Below are 17948 nucleotides of genomic sequence, written 5' to 3'. Positions count from 1 at the left end.
GAACGGGGTGAAAGTCCGATGTCAGCTCAGGCGAGCGCCTCCAGGTCGGCCAGGGCCGCCACCTCGTCGATCGTCGTGAGCGTCCGGTCCCGCATCAGGATCCTGCCGTCGACGACCGTGTCCCGTACGTCCGCCGAGTGCGCGGCGTACGCGAGCGTGGACCACGGGTCGTGCAGCGGACGCAGATGCGGCGCGTTCAGGTCGAGCACGATCAGGTCGGCGCGCTTGCCCGCCTCCAGGGAGCCCAGGTGGTCGCCGAGCCCCAGCGCGCGGGCGCCCTCGACGGTGGCCATCCGGACCGCCTGCTCGGCGCCGACCGCGGTGGGGTCGCCGGCCGCCTTGTGGACGAGGGCCGCCTGCCGTACCGCGCCCAGCACATCCAGGGTGTTCGAGCTGACCGCGCCGTCCGTGCCGAGCCCCACGGTCACCCCGGCGCTGAGCAGCCGCGGCACCGGCGCGATACCGCACCCGAGCTTCAGATTGGAGACCGGACAGTGCGCGACCGAGGTACCGGTGCGGGCCAGGGCCGCGATCTCGGGACCCGTCAGATCCACGGCGTGCGCGAGGAGCAGATCGGGGCCGAGCAGCCCGAGCGAGTCGAGCAGTTCCACGGGGCGCCTGCCGTAACGCACCTCGACGGTGGCGACCTCGGTCGCGTTCTCCGCCGCGTGGATGTGCAGCAGCGCGCCGAACTCCCGTGCCAGCGCGGCGATGCCGGTCAGCTGCTCGGGCGTGAGCGTGTACGTCGAGTGCGCGAAGAGCACCGGACGGGTGCCGGGCTTCGCCGACACCCGGTCGGCCAGGTCACGCCGGGCCCACTCCAGACGGTCCTCGTAGGCGATGCCGTCCGCCGGGTCCGGTACGTCCATGAAGGTCGGACCGGTGTGCAGGCGCCAGCCGGCCTCGCGCGCCACCCGCTCGGCCGCCTCGTGGAACCAGTACATGTCGAGCGCGGAGGTCACCCCGGCCCGAACGCTCTCGGCGATCGCGACCCGCACCGCCGCGGCCACGTTCTTCGCCGACAGCAGCTCGGTCTCCCAGCGCACCACCCGCTCCAGGAAGCCCTGAAGGGTGACGTCGTCGGCCCGGCCGCGCAGCAGCGTCATCGCCAGGTGGGTGTGGGTGTTGACGAGGCCGGGCAGCACGAGACAGCCCGTCGCGTCGAGGGTCTCGGCAGCGTCGTACCGGGCGCGCAGCTCCGCGGCGGGGCCGACGTCCCGGATCACGCCGTCGCGTACCGCGACCGCTCCGGAGCGCACGAAGGACCCGGCCTCGTCGACCGTCAGGACATCCCCGCCGTGGACCAGCAGATCGGCGTGCTCGCTCACGCGGCGGACTCCTCGTGCTCCGCGCGCTCCTCGGCCAGCAGGCGCAGCGCCTCCAGGGACACCACGGCGCCGCGTTCGACGCCCGCCGCGACGACATCGCGGTGCGGGTTGTAGCCGCCGGTGTTCTCCTCGTCGACCAGGTCGTCCGCGTTCGCGCCGTCGACGACGAGCACGCCGCCCGCGACGAGGCCCCGCAGCGAGGCGGTGACCAGCAGCGCGGACAGTTCCATCTCGATCGCCGCGAGGCCCGCGTTGTCGTACGCGGTGAGCGGGATCAGCCCCGGCTGGAAGGCAGCCCGCGTCCAGACGAGCCCCCGGTGGTGCGGGGCGTCCGCCGCGCGCGCCGCACGCTGGAGGGCGAACACCGCCTCGGGGGACGACACCGCCGGGTACTCGGGCGGCAGCAACTGCTGGGTCACACCGTCGTCCCGTACCGCCGCCTCCGCGATGACCAGGTCGCCGTCACCGATGCCTGCGCGCATCGCGCCCGCCGTACCGAACCGCAGAAAGGTCGTGACGCCCGCGTCGGCCAGCTCCTGGAAGAGCAGGATCGCACCCGGCGCGCCGACCCCGTGCGAGGCGACGGTGACCGGCAGACCCTTCCAACTCCCGCTGAACACACGGTATTCGCGGTGGTACGAGATCTCCTCGGCCCCGTCGAGCAGCGCGGCGACGGCCGCGGCACGCGCCGGGTCGCCGACGACCAGGGCGTACGGCGGAAGGCCGGTGCGGGGTATGCGGGTGATCGGCAGCAGATCCTGGGCGGTCATGAAGCGGCTCCAGCGGGGCGGGTACGGCGACGGCGGCGGGCCGTCGTGAGGAAGAGGGCGCCGAGCGTGACGACGTACGGCGCGGCGTCGGTCGCCTGCTGCGGCAGACCGAGCCCTTGCAGCCGGAAACCGGCGGCCTCGGCGAGACCGAAGAGCAGCGCGGCGAGCAGCACGCCCAGCGGCAGGGCGCGGCCGAGCATCACGGCGACGACGGCGATCCAGCCGCGGCCCGCCGTCATGTTCTCGGAGAACAACGTGACGTTTCCCAGGGCGAGCTGGGCCCCGGCGAGCCCGCACAGCACACCCGAGAGGAGCACGGCCGCGTACTGGTACTTGGCCGGGCTCACGCCGAGCGTGGCCGCCGCCTCCGGGGCCTCGCCGACCCCGCGCAGCCGCAGCCCCCACACATGCCGCGAGAGCATCAGCGCGGCCACACCGACCGCCGCCCACGCCACATAGGCGAGCGGCGAGAAGCCACCGACCAACGGCAGCCCGGCCAGTGACGGATCGTCGAAAGTGCCCTGCACACCGAAGACCGTACGCAACAGAAAGCTGGTCAGGCCCACGGCGAGGAGGTTCATGGCCACTCCCAGCACCACCGCGTCCCCGCGCAACGTCACCGCGCCCACGGCGAGGATCAAGGAGTACGCGGCGGCGGCGAGCGCGGCCGCAAGGACGCCGAGCCACGGGCTGCCGGTGAACCAGCTGGTGGCCACGGACGTGAAGCAGCCCATCAGCATCATGCCTTCGAGGCCGATGTTGAAGACGCCCGCGCGCTCGCAGATCGCGCCGCCGAGCGCGGCCAGCAGGATCGGGGTGAGCGCGCGCAGCGCGGACATGAGGAGATCGGAGTCGAAGAACATCAGACGGCCTCCCGCTGCTGACGCGACCTTCGGAACCATCTGCGCGGAAGGCTCAGCCGGGCGGCCAGGAAAACGATCACAATGGCTTGAAGCACCTGTGTCAGCTCGCGCGGCACCTCGGTCGTCCGCTCCATAGAGAGCCCGCCGACCTGAAGCATCGCGAAGAAGAACGACGCGAGGACCGTGCCCAGCGGGGCCGCGCCCGCGAGCAGCGCCGCGGTCAGCCCCGTCCACGTGTAACCGGGAGCGGTGAGCGCGCCGTCGAGGAAGCGGTACGGGAAGCTCAGCACCCCGATCGCGCCGACGAGTCCGGCGAGAGCGCCCGAGGTGGCCATCAGCCGCAGCGTCAGACCCTTGCGCTCGACGCCCGCGTACGCGGCGAAGCGGGAGTTGAGGCCGGTCATCCGGATCTCGTACCCGATCGCCGTGCGCTTGTCCGTGAACCAGTACGCGGCCGCCGCGAGGACCACCAGCAGCAGCCCGGCCGTCACGGTCGACGAACCGAATGCCGGCAGCGCGACCCCGTCCGGCAGTTGCCGCGTCTGCGGGAGGCTGGAGCCCGGCTCCTTGAGCGGATAGCGGGCCAGGTAGGAGGCGAGCGAGGACGCCGGATAGCTGAGCAGCAGGCTGCTGACCAGGAGCGGGACGCCGAAGCGGTTCTCGCACAGGGCGGCCAGGGCGGCGTATCCGGCACCTGCCGCCATGCCCGCGAGCAGCGCGAGGACGACGGCGAGCGGCGCGGGCACCGGCACGTACAGGCCGGTGACCGCGGCGGCCATGCCGCCGAGCACCATCTGCCCGTCGCCGCCGAGGTTGATGAGCCCGGCCCGCAGCGGAATGGCCAGCGCCAGTGCCAGACCGAGGACGCTGGTGGTGGTGCTCAGGGTCGAGCCGATGCCGTCGGCGCCGAGCGAACCGCTCAGGACGGCGCCGTACGCGGCGAACGGATCGGCCCCCGTGCCCACCAGGAAGAGCGCGCCGATCACGACCCCGGCGAGCACGGAGAAGGCGACGGGGGAGCGCAGGGCTCCCGCTATTCGGGTCATGGCCAAGCCTTTTGTGTCGTGCTGGGTCATGTCAGTCGCCGACCTCCACCGGAGGCTTCTCCGGCTTCGCGCCGCCCGCCATCGCGAGCCCCAGCGTCCGCTCGTCCGCCGCGTCCTTGGTGTACGTGGCGGTGACCCGGCCCTCGTACATCACCAGCACCCGGTCGGCGAGAGCGCGGATCTCGCTCAGCTCGGCGGAGACGAGGAGCACGGCGTGGCCCGCGTCGCGGTACGCGACGATTTCGTCGTGGATGTTCTGGATGGCGCCGATGTCGACACCGCGCGTCGGCTGCTCCACCAGCAACAGGGGGGCGTCGTGGGCGAGTTCGCGGCCGATCAGCAGCTTCTGGAGGTTGCCGCCGGACAGTGCGGAGGCGGGCACCTCGGGGGTGGCCGCCTTGATGCCGAAGCGCTCGACGAGCCGCCGTGCGTGCGCCCGTACGGCCGCGGGCGGCAGCAGCCCCCGTGCCGACAGGGACGTACGGTGATGGCCCATCGCGAGGTTGTCCGCGACGGACGCGGCGGGCGCGGTGCCGACCGCGTGCCGGTCCTCGGGGACGTACGCGAGGCCCTTGGCGCGCCGCTCGGCCGCGGAGGCGTGCGTGATGTCGTGGCCCCGCAGGGCGATCCGCCCGGCGGTGACGGGCCGTAGCCCGGCCAGCGCCTCGATCAACTCGCTCTGGCCGTTGCCCGCGACGCCCGCGATGCCGACGATCTCGCCGGCACGGACTGTGAGCCGGACCGCTCTTACCGCGTCCGTGCCGAGGTCCTCGACCTTCAGTACCTCGTCGCCCGGGGTGCCTTCGGCGTGTACGCGGTCCAGCTCGACCGCGCGGCCGGTCATCGCGGCCGCGATCTCGTCGGCGGAGGTCTCGGCGGTGACCAGCCGGGCGACGACCCGGCCGTCCCGCAGCACCGTCACGTTGTCGCTGCCTTCGAGGACCTCGCGCAGCTTGTGCGTGACAAGGATCACCGTACGGCCCTGCGCGGTCAGCGACTTGAGCACCGCGAACAGGGCGTCGGCCTCGGCGGGGGTCAGCACCGCGGTGGGCTCGTCGAGGATGAGCGTACGGGCGCCACGGTGCAGCAGCTTCAGGATCTCCACGCGCTGCCGCAGCCCGACCGGGAGGTCGCCGACCCGGGCGTCCGGGTCGACGGCGAGACCGTGCTCCTCGGCGAGTTCGCGCACCCGGCGCCGCGCCGCCGCCCGGTCGACCAGACCGAAGCGGCGCGGCTCGGCGGCGTAGACGACGTTCTCGGCGGCCGTCAGCGAGTCGAAGAGCTTGAAGCTCTGGTGGACCATGCCCAGCCCGGCGGCCATGGCGTCACCCGGGTCGCCGAAGGACACCTCACGCCCGTCGATCCGTACGGAACCCGCGTCCGGCCGCTCCATGCCGTACAGGACGGACATGAGCGTGGACTTGCCCGCGCCGTTCTCGCCCATCAGGGCGTGGATCTCGCCGCGCCGGACGGTCAGGTCGACACAGTCGTTGGCGAGCGTGCCGGGGAACCGCTTGGTGATTCCCCGGAGTTCGACGGCGACCTCGGCGACCTCTGTGGTTCCGGCGACGGAGTCGTCAGCTCGCTGCCGGGTCATCGACCTTCAGCTCTCCGGACACGATCTGGTCGCGCAGCGCCTTGACCTTGGTCAGGACGTCCTTGTGCTGGGCGATCACGCACTTGGAGGTGTCGACGCCGGCCTCCAGACCCGTGAGGCTGATGCCGCCCTCCTTCAGGCCGTACGAGACGGTCGTGCCCGCCTTGCCGCCGAGGACCGCGTCGATGCCCTTCCGCACGGCGACGTCGGTGCGCTTGATGACGTTGTCGACGACCGTGCCCGGCGAGGAGACGCACTGGTTGACGTCGACGCCGTACGCGTACGCGCCCTTGGCCTTCGCGGCCTCGAAGACGCCGTAGTTGCCGGCCGCGGCGGCCGCCATGATCTGGTCGGTGCCCTTGGACAGCAGCGAGTTCGCCTGCTCCTTGGCGCGCGCCGAGTCGTCGAACGGGGACTGGCCGCCGACGAAGCGGGTGGAGGTCGACGTCTTGGCGGCGACCTTCTTGGCGCCGGCCGCGAACGGGTCGCTGTAGCGCCGGAACTGGGGCGTGTCGAGCACGTCCACCGCGCCGACCTTGCCGCTCTTGCTGAGCAGCCCGGCCTCCGCGCCCGCGAGGTACACGCCCTCGTGCTCACGGAAGACCGCGCAACTCACGTTCTTGTACGTCTTCGTGGTGCACGCGTCGATCATCAGGAACTGCTGGTCGGTGTGCGCCTTGGCCTGCTGCGCGACCAGGTCGGCGAACTCGAAGCCGACGAGCACGATGACGTCGGGCTTGGCCTCCACGGCGGCCTGCACGTTCTGCTGCTGCGAGGCGGTGTCCGAGGACTCGTAGACCTTCTGCGTCCCGTCGTGCGCCTTGGCCGCGGCCTTCACCCCGTCGACCGCGAGCTTCAGGAACTCGTTCTGCCCCACGGCGTCGGGCGTGACCAGCGTGAAGGACTTGCCGCCGCTCTTGGCGCTGTCGGACGAGGTGTCCTTGGCGGCCGCGTTGCAGGCGGTGGCGAGGAGCGCGGTGCCCGCGGCGAGGGCGGCGAACTGGAGGGAACGACGGGATCTGCGAGGCATCGGTGAACCTTCCGGAGGTACGGCAAACCGCGCTCTGGGGGAGGGGAGCGCGAGAGAGTGAGGGCGAACGTCGGCGCTGACGGGTGCGGGTCAGCCGCGACAGACGTCGCTGGCGCACCGGCCGTGGTCGAGGAAACGGCGCATCGTGAGCAGCACGCGTCCTCCTTCACATCGGCCTTCGGGCTGCGGGTGCTGGACTGTAACACCGGTTTCAGGACACCTGCCCGATTGTCTCGAACTGTGGTTCTTCGAGGTCATGTACGGTTGCGCGCACCCTCGGAACTTCAGGAGTGCCCCGCTATGCCCCAGGAACTGCGAGCGGTCGACTGGACCGGAAACAGCCTCGCGCTCATCGACCAGACCGTGCTGCCGCACCGCACCGAGACCGTCGAACTCCGTGACGTCGACGCGCTGGTGGACGCGATTCAGCGGCTCGTCGTGCGGGGCGCTCCGGCGATCGGGGCGGCGGGGGCGTACGGCGTGGCGCTGGCTCTGCTCCAGGGCGAGCGGGAGGGCTGGGACACCGGCCGGGTGCGCGCGGAGGTCGCCCGCATCCGCGAGGCACGCCCCACCGCCGTGAACCTGATGGTGTGCGTGGACCGGGTGATGACCCGCTTCGACGAGGGCATCGAGGCCGTTCTCGCGGAGGCCGCGGCCGTGCAGCGCGAGGACGTCGAGGCCAACCGCGCGATGGGGGCGTACGGCGCGGACTGGCTGCTCAAGCGGGTGGGGGTGGACCGGCCGCTGCGGCTGCTGACGCACTGCAACACCGGCGCGCTCGCCACCGCCGGCTGGGGCACGGCCCTCGGTGTCATCCGCGAACTGCACGCGCGCGGCCAGGTCGAGGTCGTGTACGCCGACGAGACGCGGCCCCTGCTCCAGGGCTCCCGGCTGACCGCCTGGGAACTGGTCCAGGAGGGCATACCGCACTACGTCCAGGCCGACGGTGCGGCGGCCGGCACCATCCTGCGTGGCGAGGTCGACGCCGCCATCGTCGGCGCCGACCGCATCGCCGCGAACGGCGACACCGCCAACAAGGTCGGCACGGTGGGCGTCGCGCTGGCCTGCGCCGACGCCGGCATACCGTTCCTGGTCGCCGCCCCCACGACGACGGTGGACCTGTCGACGGCCTCGGGCGCCGACATACACATCGAACTCCGGGGCGAGGACGAGGTGTTGGAGTGGGCCGGGGTCCGCGCGGCTCCCAAGGAGTCCCGCGGCCACAACCCGGCGTTCGACGTCACACCGGGGCGCCTGGTGACGGGTCTGGTGACGGAGCGCGGCGTGCTGACGGTGTCGGCGGGGGAGCTGCCGGGGGATCACTTGCGGTAGCGGTGCGGGTCGTCGAGGCCCGTTCGAGGCACGGAAAGGCCGCGGTCCGGTGACACACGGACTGCGGCCTTTCGCTGGGCTCAGCGTCCCGTCAGCTCCAACTCCAGCAGCCACTCGACCACTTCGGTGTGGTGCCGCGCCTGACGCGGATCCGCACCCCACACGTACAGCCCGTGGCCCGCCACGACCACCGCGGGCATGCGCGGGTCGCGCGCCGCCTCCAGACGGTCGCCGAGAACCTTCATGTCCTGGCTGTTGGCGATGACGGGCAGGGTGACCTCGACGTCGTGGGCGGGCTGGCCGACGCCCTTGAGCATCTCCACGTCCTTGAAGACGATGCCGCCCGGCTCGCGCCGGCCCATGGCCACGGACGCGACCGTGTGGACGTGGACGACGGCACCCGCACCGGTGAGCGCGGCGACGCGCGCGTGCAGCTCGGCCTCGGCGGACGGCTTGCCGCCCGAGACGGCGGCGCCGTTCCCGTCGACCAACACCACGTCCGCGGGCGTCAGTTCACCCTTGTCGTGCCCGCTCGCCGTGACCGCGAGACGCAGCGGATCCCGGGACAGGACCACCGACAGGTTGCCGGACGTGCCGCGCATCCAGCCGAAGGAGGCGAACCGGGCCGATTCGGCGGCCAGGACGGCGCCCGCCTCCTCCAGTTCGAGGGCTGAGATGTCGACGGTCATGTGGTGCTCCTTGCGATGGTGATCGCGTCGAACGTCCCCGCCTCGTGGTGATCGCCGACGCCCTGCTCGTAGTACGGCTCTCCGGGGCGGCGTACGCCCACGGCCTGCCAGCCAGCGGCACGCGCCGCGTCCAGCTCGCCCGGCCGGTCGGAGAGGAAGAGGATGCGGCCGGGGGCGGCACCGATGGCCGCCGCGATCGCCGCGTACGACTCCGGCTGTTGCTTCGGCCCCGCGTTCTCGGTGTCGTACAGCCCCTCGACGAGCGGCAGCAGATCGCCCTCGGGGGACGACCGGAACCACGCGCGCTGCGCGGCGACGGAGCCCGACGAGTACACGTGCAGGCGGACGCCCGCGGCGTGCCAGCGGCGCAGCGCCGGGACCACGTCGTCGTAGAAGTGCGAGACGAGCTCGCCGCGCGCGAAGCCCTCGGACCAGATGAGGCCCTGGAGGGTCTTGAGCGGGGTGGCCTTGCGGTCCTCGTCGAGCCACTCGTTCAGGGCCTTCTCGACCCGTACGGCGTCGGCGTCCGGCTCGCCGATCAGCTCCCGCACCTGCGCGACCGCCCGCAGCACATCCGGATCACCGCTCCGCTCCGAGAGCACCGCTCCGAAACGAGAGCGCGAGTACGGGTAGAGCACGTCGACGACGAACCCCGTGGCGCTCGTGGTGCCCTCGATGTCGAGCACCACGGAGTCCACGTCGAAGTGCAACGTCACGCGGCGGCCCTGTCCTGCTGGTACCCGGCGTCGATCGTGTCGTAGTCCGGGAAGCGGGAGGCGATCGTGGAGCCGGTGAAGCTGCCGATCCAGCCGTCCTCCTCGTGGAAGAAGCGGATCGCGGTGAAGGCGGGCTTGGTGCCCATGTCGAACCAGTGCGTCGTGCCGCGCGGCACGCCCAGCAGGTCGCCCTTCTCGCAGTACACGGCGTGCACCTCGCCGTTCACGTGGAGATAGAAGATCCCGGATCCCGAGACGAAGAAGCGGACCTCGTCATCGTCGTCATGGGTGTGCTCCTGGAGGAACTTCTCCCGCGCGGCCTTCGCCTTGGCCGGGAACTCGGGGTCGTCGCTCGGGTGCAGACCGAGGACGTCGACCGTGGTGAAGCCCTCCTCGGCGTTGAGCTTGTCGATCTCCGGGCCGTACGCGGCGAACACGGTGTCGCTGTCGGCGTCCGCCGGCACGTCCTCACGGATCGGCCACTGCTCGTAGCGCACGCCGATCGGTGCGAGTGCGGCGGCGATCTCGGCGGGGTCGGAGGTACGGCGCACGACGGACTCGGGTCCGGACTCGGGCCAGGTCGTCAGCAGGGTCATGGGAGCAACTCCTGGAAGCTGGAAGGGATGTCCGGATACCGAGACAAGCACCGGACGGGCGGGGGGGGAAAGAGGGCGAGACGGCGAGCGGCGGCGGACGGCTCGTCAGCCGCGACACATCGCGCCGGGACAGCACGGCATGCAGGGCATGCGCAGCGCTGTCGCGCGGGGAGTCGTCATCAGGGCCTCACTGTGCCGGGTCGGGTGCCGGTCCCGTGATGGTAACTCCAGGGTGCGCGGCGCCCCGCTGTGACGTTGTCGTTGTCTCACCTGTCGAGAAACCGCTTCCATTGTTTTGACGGCTGGCTGAAAACGTTCTCATGATCTGCATATGAAGACGCTGCTGCTCGTGCGGCGGCTGTACGTGGACTTGCTCCGGTCGACCACAGCCAGCTGTCGCTGACCTCATCCGGAGCTCCGACGCGCCCTGATTCTTCCGGGCGTTCGCCACCTGTCTGAGCGGTGGCGCATTCCTTTCCCTTGCTCCGGGTCCAAGTTCCTTGCTCTCTTCCTTGCTTCCCTCTGCGCCATTCGTGTACCTGGAGCCCCTCATGTCCCGTACCCGCGTTCCCCTTGCCGCGCTCTCTCTCGCCTCCGTCTCCGCGCTTCTGCTCGCTGGCTGCTCGCAGTCCTCGGACGCCTCGGAGAAGACCGGCGACACCTCGGCCTCCGCCTCGGCGGCCAACGGCAAGAAGCCCGCCCCCTTCAGTCAGGGCACCGTCAAGGTGGCCCTGGTCCGGCAGAGCGGCGCCGGCGACTACTTCGAACAGTGGGGCAACGGCGCCAAGGCGCAGGCCAAGGCCCTCGGCATCGACCTGACCGTGTACGACGCCCAGGCCGACAACGCCAAGCAGGCCACCGACCTGTCCTCGGCCGTCAACTCCGGCGCGCAGGCGATCATCGTCGACCACGGCTTTCCGTCCACGATCCAGCCCGAGATCGACAAGGCCGTGAAGAAGGGCATCAAGGTCGTCGTCTACGACGTCGACCAGACCAACAAGTCGGTCGTCAGCACCGAGCAGGACGATGCGAGCATGGCCCAGGCCGTCCTCGACGTGATGGCCAAGGACCTCGGGAAGAACGCCAAGGTCGGCTACGTCAACGTCGCCGGATACGCCGCCCTCGACAAGCGCGACAGCGTCTGGAAGTCGACCGTCGACGCCAACGGCTGGAAGCAGCAGTTCAAGGTCGGCAAGGTGACCGACTCGACGGCCACGGACAACGTTCCCCTGGTCTCCGCCGCGCTCACCCAGCACTCCGACGTGACGGGCATCTTCGCCCCGTACGACGAGCTCGCCAAGGGCACCGTCCTCGCCGTCCAGAACAAGAAGCTCCAGGACAAGGTGAAGGTCTTCGGCGCGGACGTCTCCAACGCCGACATCCAGAACATGACCGCCAAGGGCAGTCCGTGGGTCGCCACGGCGGGCACCGACCCGTCCGCGGTGGGCGCGGCCGTCGTCCGTACCGCCGCCCTGGAACTGGCCGGTCAGCTGAACAAGACCTCCGTCGAGTTCCCGGCCGTCGCGATCACCCAGGACTTCCTGAAGAGCAAGGGGATCGAGAACATGGACCAACTGCGGGCGGCGCTGCCCGCGCTGAACCTGTCCAAGGTGAGCACCGCGGACTGGATCCCCAATGTCGCCCACTGACACACCTGTTGGGACCGCGGCGGTAAGCCTCCGCGACGTCGGCATGGCCTTCGGAGGCAAGACCGTCCTCGTCTCCGTCTCGCTGGACATCGCCCCGGGCAGCGTCGTCGCGCTGCTCGGCGCGAACGGCGCGGGCAAGTCCACGCTGATCAAGATCCTGTCGGGCGTCCATACAGACCATGGCGGGGAAGTGCGCGTGAACGGCGAGCCCGTCGCGCTCCACTCCCCGCTCGCTGCCCGCCAGTTGGGCATCCAGACCGTGCACCAGCGCATCGGCGAGGGCATCGTGCCCGGCCTCACGGTCGCTGAGAACCTGGTCTTCGAGGAGCTGGCCCAGGCACGGGGCAACCCGTTCCTGGGCGGGCGCCGCGTCCTGGCCCGCGCCCGCGAGATCCAGTCCGCGCTGGACCTCGGCTGGAGCGACAGCGTACTGCGGCGGGATGTCACCGAACTGGGCATCTCCGACCGGCAGTTGCTGATCCTGGCCCGCGCGCTGGCCACCCGCCCGCGGCTGCTGATCCTCGACGAGCCGACCTCCGCGCTCTCCGCCGCCGAGGCGGAGCGCCTCTTCGCGCTCGTCGAGCGGATGCGCGACGACGGCATCGCGGTGCTGTACGTCTCCCACCGGCTCGGTGAGATCGACGCGCTCGCCGACCGGCTGGTCGTCCTGCGAGACGGCCGTCTCACCGAGGACCAGGCCAAGCCCTTCGACTGGGACAGCGCCCTGCGCGCCATGCTCGCCCAGGCGCAGGAGGCGACGACCGCACGGCCTCAGAAGGCGGGGCACCAGGGCGAGGTCGTGCTCTCCCTGCGCGGTGTCCCCTTCCTCGACGGCCACACCCCCCAGAACCTCGACCTCCGCGCGGGCGAAGTCACCGGTGTCGTAGGCCTGTTGGGCGCGGGCAAGACAGAGCTGGCCCGCGGCCTGTTCGGCGCCGAGCGCTTCACCGGGGGAGCGGTCGAGCTGGACGGCCGGCCGTACGAGCCGCGCCGCCCGGCCGACGCGATCCGCAGCGGCGTCCACCTCGTGCCGGAGGACCGGCACACGGACGCGCTGGTGCCCGGCTGGTCACTGGCGCAGAACATCTCGCTGCCGTTCCTCAAGTCCCTGTCCACGGCGGGACTGGTGAGCCGGACCAAGGAGGACGCGCTCGGCCGCGCCGCCATCGAGCAGCTCGGTGTCGTCGCCCGTGACGAGCACAGCACGGTCGAGGAGCTGTCCGGCGGCAACCAGCAGAAGGTCGTTGTCGGCCGCTGGCTCGCCGAGAGCCCGCGTGTCCTCATCCTGGACGAACCGTTCCGAGGCGTGGACATCGGCGCTCGCCGCGACATCGGCCGCCGGGCCCGCGCGCTGGCCGCCGAGGGAGCCGCCGTCCTCGTCCTGTCCGCCGACGTGGACGAGGTCCTGGAGGTCGCCGACCGCGTCGTCGTGCTGGCCTCGGGCGAGATCCGCCTCGACGCGTACGGGGAAGACGCGGAGCGCGACCGCGTGATCCAGACCATTTCGGCATCCGTCTGATGCCCGACGATCAGGAGCCGTAGGGCACATGACCACCACCCAGAACACCGAGGCCCCGGCGAAGACGCCGCCCCCGTCCGCCGGTGCCCTCGGCCCGCGCGTCCAGAACGCCGTCATCAAGTACGGCTTCATCTTCGTCACCGTCACCCTCTTCGCGTACTTCGGGATCAGCGAGCCGTCCTTCCGCGACTCGGCGACACTCCTCGACACCCTCCGGTACGTCTCCGTCGCCGCGATCCTCGGCCTCGGCGTCACACTCACCATGGCCGTCGGCGGAATGGACATGTCCGTCGGCGCCGTCGCCGGACTCGGGGTGACGGTCGCGGCGAAGACGATGGTCACGTACAACCAGGTCGGCGCAGTCGCGATCCTCGCCGTCATCGCGGCGGGCGCGCTCGCGGGCCTGCTCAACGCCCTGCTGATCGTCGTCTTGAAGATCCCCGACATGCTCGCCACGCTCGGCACCATGTTCGTGATCCAGGGCACCAAGCTCATCCTGGTCGACGGGCAGTCCATCACCCCCGGCATGACCCAGTCCGACGGCACCACCGCGCCCGGCAAGTTCACCGAGGGCTTCCTGCGCATCGACCGCGGCACGGTCCTCGGCATTCCCGTCTCGGTGCTGATCTTCGGCGCGCTGACCGTCGTCGCCTGGGTGTTCCTCGCCCGCACCCGCTGGGGACGCGTGCTGTACGCGATCGGCGCCAACCCGGAGGCCGCACGCCTGGCCGGCATCCGCGTCGGCGCGTACCGGGCCCTGGCGTACGTCCTCTCCGGCGTCCTCGCCTCCGTCGGCGGCCTGATCCTGGCCTCCCGCATCGGCCAGGGAGACGTCTCCGCCGGTACCTCCCAGCTTCTGGAGGCGGTCGCCGTCGCGCTGGTCGGCACGTCGGTGCTCGGCCGCGGCAGGCCCAACGTGTGGGGCACGGCCCTGGGAGCCGTGCTGATCGGCATCATCACCACGGGCCTGACCATCAAGGGACTGCCGTACTACACGCAGGACGTCGTCGAGGGCGCGGTCCTCATCCTCGCCCTGGTCTTCAGTTTCACCCTGTCCAAGCGCCGCACCGCATAAGGGAGTTCACCGATGGGCTACCGCATCCTGGAGACCGAGGACATCGCCGGCTATCTGCGCGAGCGCGGCCACTGGGGCACGGACGACCCCGTTGTCCGCGAGGTCTCCGACGGCAACATGAACCGCGTCTTCCTCGCCACCTCCACCGACGGCACCCGCAGCCTCGCCGTCAAGCAGGCCCTGCCCTGGGTGCGGGTCGCGGGCCCCTCCTGGCCGATGAGCCCCGAGCGCGCCGACGCCGAGGCCCGCGCGTACGCGCAGGTCGCCAGGGTCGCCCCTGACAAGATCCCGGCGATCCTCGGCTACGACTCGGACAACTACGCCCTCGTCATGGAGGACATGTCCGACCTGGAGGTCCTGCGTACGGTTCTCAACGACGGCGCGGCATACGGCACCGGCACCTCGGCCCGCGTCGGCGAGTTCGTGGCCCAGCTGTCCTTCGCCACCAGCGACTTCGGCATGCCGTCGGCCGAACGCAAGGCGCTCGTCGCGGCCTCGGTCAGCCCCGAACTCTGCAAGATCACCGAGGACGTGGTGCTGTCGGAGCCGTACATCGAGCACGAGCACAACCACTGGCACCCCGGACTCGATGACTTGGCCGCCTCCTTCAAGACGGACGCCCGACTGCGCACCGAGGTCGCGGATCTCCGGCATGTCTTCATGACCAGCGCGCAGGCCCTGCTCCACGGCGATCTGCACACCGGCAGCATCATGGTCGGCGCACGCGAAGACGCCCCGGTGGTACGCGTCTTCGACCCGGAGTTCTCCTTCGTCGGCCCGATCGGCTTCGACCTCGGCCTCTACTGGGCCAACACCCTGGTGTCGGAGGAGCGAGCGAGGGCCCTGGGCACCCTGGCCGACCACGGTGACCAACTCCGCCTCTCCTGGGAGGCGTTCGCGACCGAGTTCCGCCGCCTGTGGCCGTCCCGCGTCGACACCTTCTTCGACGACGCCTACCTCGACCGGTTCCTGCGCCGCGTCTGGACAGAATCGGTCGGCTTCGCCGGCGCGGAGATCGTCCGCCGCATCATCGGTTTCGCCCATCTCACCGACCTGACGACGCTGCCGGACCCGGTGCCCGCCTCGCGCCGGGCACTGCTGCTGGGTCGCGAACTGATCGTCAGGCGGGCCGAGTTGACCGGCCCCGACGACGTACGCGCCGTAGTGGAGGCGCTCACTCCCACAACGTAGAGGGCGCCTCGCGGCGCACCACCGGCGCGATCTCCTCGGCGAACCGCTGCAACGTCTCGATCTGCTCGTCCGTCGACTGTCCGAAGGCGTCCACGGTGATCGACTGGAGATCGTGCCGGTACACCTCGTGATAGCCGAGGATCTTGTCGATGATCTGCTGCGGCGAGCCGATGAGCTGCGGCCCGTCGGCGATCGCGTCCTCGATGGTGCGGAACGGTGTGTTGTACCCCGCCTTGCCCTCCAGGTGCGGCCGGAAGGACTGCCGTACCTTCGCCTCGTACAGGTCCTTGTACCGGGCGACGGCCTGTTCGTGCGTGTCCGCGATCAGCAGCCCGCCCGAGCCCGCCGCCACATGTGCGTGCGCCGGATCGTGCCCGTACGCCTCGAACCGCTCCCGGTAGTGGTCGATCAGCCTGGCGTAGGCGGCGCGCGGCTGGATGGCGTTGGCGGTGAACAGCGGATCGCCGTGCTTCGCGGCCAGCTCCGGGGAGTTGAGGGAGGTCGCCGAGCCGTGCCAGACGCGCGGCGGTCCGTCGTAGGGCCGTGGCACGGTCGTCACATTCTTGAGTGCGGGCCTGAACTCCCCCTCCCAGTCGACCTTCTCCTCACTCCACAGCCGACGCAACAGCTCGTACTTCTCCCGCTGCAGATCCCACTGCCGCTCCTCGTCGAGCCCGAAGAGGTCGAAGTGTCCGGCCTCCGCCCCCTTGCCCACCACCAACTCGACACGGCCGCGCGAGATCTGATCGAGCGTCGCATAGTCCTCGGCGACCCGCACCGGGTCGAGGATCGCGACGACGGTGACACCGGTGAGCAGCCTGATACGACTCGTCCGAGCCGCCAGCGCACCCAGCACGACCGTCGGACTCGACGACAGAAACGGCCCGGCATGCCGCTCCCCGACCGCGTACCCGTCATACCCGAGCCGCTCCGCCGCCACCCCGACGTCGACCACCTCGGCCAACCGGTCGGCCGCCGAGGCGAGTTCCCCGGTCACCGGATGCGGAGCATGCCCAACGATGGAAAGAACCTGAAACTTCACAACACCCCTCTTCTCTCGCCCCCGCCGCCCCTACCCGCCCCATCCCTGGGTGCTGCGCCCCCAGACCCCCTAAAAGATTGCGCAGTTCCCCGCGCCCCTTTTGGGGCGCGGGGAAACTGCGCGACAAGCCCCCACCACCCGCAGCCGACGAACCCACCCACGGGGTCTGGGGCGGAGCCCCAGAAGGATGGGACGGGTAGGGGCGGCGGGGGCGAGAAACCGCTGCGTACCCCTCAGGCACTCTTCTGCCAGGCCCGCGCCAGCAACTCGTACGACCGAACCCGATCCTCGTGATCATGCGTAATGGTGGTGATGACCAACTCATCCGCCCCCGTCGCCCGCCGCAACGCCCGCAACCGCTCGATCACCGTCCCCACCGCCCCCACAAACTGCGTATCCACCCGATCAGCCACCAACTCCCGCTCCGCATCACTCCATTGCCGCGCATACGCCTCGTCGGGCGCCGGAAACGGAATAGCCCCCTCCCCGCTGCGAATGGAGCGCACCCACGCCGCATACCCGGCAGCCAGCCGCCGCGCGGAGTCGTCGTCCGCCCCCACCACGACGTCCGCCGACACGGCGACATAGGGCTCGGCGAGCGCCCAGGACGGCCGGAACGCCCGGCGGTAGGCCGTCACCGCCTCCACGACCGAGGCGGGCGAGACGTGATAGTTCGCCGCGAACGGCAGCCCCCGTGCCCCGGCCACCTCCGCACTCTCGCCCGCGCTGCTGCCGAGGATCCACACGTCGACGTCCGCACCCGCACCGGGCACCGGACGCGCCTCGGTGCCGTCCTGGTCGACATATGTGCCGGCCAGCAGCGCGAGAATGTCGGCGACCTGCTCCTCGTAGGCCGGAGCCTCGGCACCCGGCTGCTGCAACAGGCTCAACTGGAGCCGGAAGCGGGGGGATTGGAGAAGCTGCCCGAAGCCGGTGAAGCGAGGCGGGAGATACAGGCCCTCGTCCGTGAACGTGCCCTCGGGTGAAGCGGACGCCTCAGGAGCCTTCCTGGGCCGCCCCGACCGCCCGAGCCCCAGATCGATCCGCCCCGGGAACAGCGCGTCCAGGATCCCGAACTGCTCCACGACCGACAGCGGTGTCTGATGGCCGAGCAGGACGGCGCCCGAGCCGACCCGGATCTCCCGGGTCGCCTGCGCCACGGCCTGGATCACCAGCGCCGGCACCGAGCTCACCACCCCGGGATTGAGGTGATGCTCGGCCACCCAGTAGCGGCGGTAGCCGAACTCCTCTGCCGCGCGGGCCAGTTCGACAGTGTTGCGCAGCGCGGTCGGAGCGTCCGAGCCGGAGGAAATGGGCACGAGATCGAGCACGGAGAGGGGAACCGGAGGCATCCTCCTACTCTCGCTCCGGGACATTGCGGGCGTATGTACGCGGTATGGCAGCGCTCCGGAAGCCCCTTTCCCCGTACACGCGCCCCTTTCCCCCGTGCCCGAACATGCGAGAGGGGCGGCTCTCCCCCGTGGGAGCCGCCCCTCACATCACCG

At 70.9% G+C, this 17948-nt stretch carries 16 protein-coding genes; 5 read left to right on the top strand and 11 right to left on the bottom strand.

Annotated elements, in window-relative coordinates:
* Positions 1 to 26: 26 nt before the first annotated feature.
* The 6 genes from AB5J50_RS10745 to AB5J50_RS10720 are packed head-to-tail and all read right to left on the bottom strand — an operon-like array spanning position 27 to position 6634.
* Complete coding sequence (locus AB5J50_RS10745; protein WP_369257007.1) at positions 27 to 1328, bottom strand: amidohydrolase; 1302 nt, start codon at positions 1326 to 1328, stop codon at positions 27 to 29.
* A complete protein-coding gene (locus AB5J50_RS10740) occupies positions 1325 to 2098 on the bottom strand; it encodes a nucleoside phosphorylase (RefSeq protein WP_369257005.1) in 774 nt (257 codons plus the stop codon). Before AB5J50_RS10740 ends, AB5J50_RS10745 begins: the two co-directional genes overlap by 4 nt.
* Positions 2095 to 2961 (bottom strand): ABC transporter permease, encoded by an 867-nt coding sequence (locus AB5J50_RS10735; RefSeq protein ID WP_327427467.1) that lies wholly within the window; start codon positions 2959 to 2961, stop codon positions 2095 to 2097. Before AB5J50_RS10735 ends, AB5J50_RS10740 begins: the two co-directional genes overlap by 4 nt.
* On the bottom strand, positions 2961 to 4007 hold the full coding sequence (locus tag AB5J50_RS10730) for an ABC transporter permease (RefSeq protein ID WP_369257003.1): 1047 nt from the start codon (positions 4005 to 4007) through the stop codon (positions 2961 to 2963). The genes AB5J50_RS10735 and AB5J50_RS10730 overlap by 1 nt, the downstream gene beginning before the upstream one ends.
* 31 nt (positions 4008 to 4038) lie before the next feature.
* On the bottom strand, positions 4039 to 5604 hold the full coding sequence (locus AB5J50_RS10725; RefSeq protein WP_369257001.1) for an ABC transporter ATP-binding protein: 1566 nt from the start codon (positions 5602 to 5604) through the stop codon (positions 4039 to 4041).
* Positions 5585 to 6634 carry a BMP family ABC transporter substrate-binding protein gene (locus AB5J50_RS10720; protein WP_369256999.1) on the bottom strand — a complete coding sequence of 350 codons (1050 nt, stop codon included), beginning with the start codon at positions 6632 to 6634 and terminating at the stop codon, positions 5585 to 5587. The genes AB5J50_RS10725 and AB5J50_RS10720 overlap by 20 nt, the downstream gene beginning before the upstream one ends.
* A 300-nt stretch (positions 6635 to 6934) precedes the next feature.
* On the opposite strand from AB5J50_RS10720, the gene mtnA reads away from it, so the two are divergent.
* Positions 6935 to 7966, top strand: a complete 1032-nt coding sequence (gene mtnA / locus AB5J50_RS10715; protein WP_369256997.1) for an S-methyl-5-thioribose-1-phosphate isomerase — start codon at positions 6935 to 6937, stop codon at positions 7964 to 7966.
* A gap of 80 nt (positions 7967 to 8046) precedes the next feature.
* Here the strand turns inward: mtnA and mtnB are convergent, their stop codons facing one another.
* Genes mtnB through AB5J50_RS10700 form a run of 3 tightly spaced genes read right to left on the bottom strand, consistent with a single transcriptional unit; the run spans position 8047 to position 9967 of the window.
* Positions 8047 to 8655 (bottom strand): methylthioribulose 1-phosphate dehydratase, encoded by a 609-nt coding sequence (gene mtnB / locus AB5J50_RS10710; protein ID WP_369256995.1) that lies wholly within the window; start codon positions 8653 to 8655, stop codon positions 8047 to 8049.
* Positions 8652 to 9371: an acireductone synthase gene (gene mtnC, locus AB5J50_RS10705; RefSeq protein ID WP_369256993.1), complete on the bottom strand. Its 720-nt coding sequence runs from the start codon at positions 9369 to 9371 to the stop codon at positions 8652 to 8654. The genes mtnB and mtnC overlap by 4 nt, the downstream gene beginning before the upstream one ends.
* Positions 9368 to 9967, bottom strand: coding sequence for an acireductone dioxygenase (locus AB5J50_RS10700; RefSeq protein ID WP_369256991.1), 600 nt, complete (start codon positions 9965 to 9967; stop codon positions 9368 to 9370). The genes mtnC and AB5J50_RS10700 overlap by 4 nt, the downstream gene beginning before the upstream one ends.
* A gap of 551 nt (positions 9968 to 10518) precedes the next feature.
* Here AB5J50_RS10700 and AB5J50_RS10695 point away from each other — a divergent pair.
* The 4 genes from AB5J50_RS10695 to mtnK are packed head-to-tail and all read left to right on the top strand — an operon-like array spanning position 10519 to position 15401.
* Positions 10519 to 11616 carry a substrate-binding domain-containing protein gene (locus AB5J50_RS10695; RefSeq protein ID WP_369256989.1) on the top strand — a complete coding sequence of 366 codons (1098 nt, stop codon included), beginning with the start codon at positions 10519 to 10521 and terminating at the stop codon, positions 11614 to 11616.
* Positions 11603 to 13135, top strand: coding sequence for a sugar ABC transporter ATP-binding protein (locus AB5J50_RS10690; protein ID WP_369256987.1), 1533 nt, complete (start codon positions 11603 to 11605; stop codon positions 13133 to 13135). The genes AB5J50_RS10695 and AB5J50_RS10690 overlap by 14 nt, the downstream gene beginning before the upstream one ends.
* A gap of 28 nt (positions 13136 to 13163) precedes the next feature.
* The gene (locus AB5J50_RS10685) at positions 13164 to 14210 is read left to right on the top strand and encodes an ABC transporter permease (RefSeq protein WP_369256985.1); all 1047 of its coding nucleotides are present in this window, start codon (positions 13164 to 13166) and stop codon (positions 14208 to 14210) included.
* Between the two features lie 12 nt (positions 14211 to 14222).
* Positions 14223 to 15401: an S-methyl-5-thioribose kinase gene (gene mtnK, locus AB5J50_RS10680; RefSeq protein WP_369256983.1), complete on the top strand. Its 1179-nt coding sequence runs from the start codon at positions 14223 to 14225 to the stop codon at positions 15399 to 15401.
* On the opposite strand, the gene AB5J50_RS10675 is transcribed toward mtnK, so the two are convergent.
* Together AB5J50_RS10675 and AB5J50_RS10670 are read right to left on the bottom strand one after the other, a co-directional pair.
* Complete coding sequence (locus tag AB5J50_RS10675) at positions 15385 to 16443, bottom strand: LLM class flavin-dependent oxidoreductase (protein ID WP_369256981.1); 1059 nt, start codon at positions 16441 to 16443, stop codon at positions 15385 to 15387. The two genes, mtnK and AB5J50_RS10675, sit on opposite strands and share 17 nt — an antisense overlap.
* A gap of 233 nt (positions 16444 to 16676) precedes the next feature.
* Entirely contained in the window at positions 16677 to 17795 is a 1119-nt protein-coding gene (locus tag AB5J50_RS10670) for an LLM class flavin-dependent oxidoreductase (RefSeq protein WP_369256979.1), read from the bottom strand.
* Positions 17796 to 17948: the final 153 nt, after the last annotated feature.

Source organism: Streptomyces sp. R35 (assembly GCF_041053035.1).
Taxonomy (GTDB): Bacteria; Actinomycetota; Actinomycetes; order Streptomycetales; family Streptomycetaceae; genus Streptomyces; species Streptomyces lutosisoli.
The sequence above is the reverse complement of the archived record's forward strand: the minus strand, read 5'-3'. Positions and strand labels throughout refer to the sequence as shown.

Bases quoted from the DNA above. Each gene is read 5' to 3' on its own strand.
- mtnK (WP_369256983.1), top strand. From the start codon at position 14,223: ATGGGCTACCGCATCCTGGAGACCGAGGACATCGCCGGCTATCTGCGC.
- mtnA (WP_369256997.1), top strand. From the start codon at position 6,935: ATGCCCCAGGAACTGCGAGCGGTCGACTGGACCGGAAACAGCCTCGCG.
- AB5J50_RS10720 (WP_369256999.1), bottom strand. From the start codon at position 6,634: ATGCCTCGCAGATCCCGTCGTTCCCTCCAGTTCGCCGCCCTCGCCGCG.
- AB5J50_RS10740 (WP_369257005.1), bottom strand. From the start codon at position 2,098: ATGACCGCCCAGGATCTGCTGCCGATCACCCGCATACCCCGCACCGGC.
- AB5J50_RS10725 (WP_369257001.1), bottom strand. From the start codon at position 5,604: ATGACCCGGCAGCGAGCTGACGACTCCGTCGCCGGAACCACAGAGGTC.
- AB5J50_RS10700 (WP_369256991.1), bottom strand. From the start codon at position 9,967: ATGACCCTGCTGACGACCTGGCCCGAGTCCGGACCCGAGTCCGTCGTG.
- AB5J50_RS10730 (WP_369257003.1), bottom strand. From the start codon at position 4,007: ATGACCCGAATAGCGGGAGCCCTGCGCTCCCCCGTCGCCTTCTCCGTG.
- AB5J50_RS10735 (WP_327427467.1), bottom strand. From the start codon at position 2,961: ATGTTCTTCGACTCCGATCTCCTCATGTCCGCGCTGCGCGCGCTCACC.
- AB5J50_RS10695 (WP_369256989.1), top strand. From the start codon at position 10,519: ATGTCCCGTACCCGCGTTCCCCTTGCCGCGCTCTCTCTCGCCTCCGTC.
- mtnB (WP_369256995.1), bottom strand. From the start codon at position 8,655: ATGACCGTCGACATCTCAGCCCTCGAACTGGAGGAGGCGGGCGCCGTC.
- AB5J50_RS10690 (WP_369256987.1), top strand. From the start codon at position 11,603: ATGTCGCCCACTGACACACCTGTTGGGACCGCGGCGGTAAGCCTCCGC.
- AB5J50_RS10685 (WP_369256985.1), top strand. From the start codon at position 13,164: ATGACCACCACCCAGAACACCGAGGCCCCGGCGAAGACGCCGCCCCCG.
- AB5J50_RS10670 (WP_369256979.1), bottom strand. From the start codon at position 17,795: ATGCCTCCGGTTCCCCTCTCCGTGCTCGATCTCGTGCCCATTTCCTCC.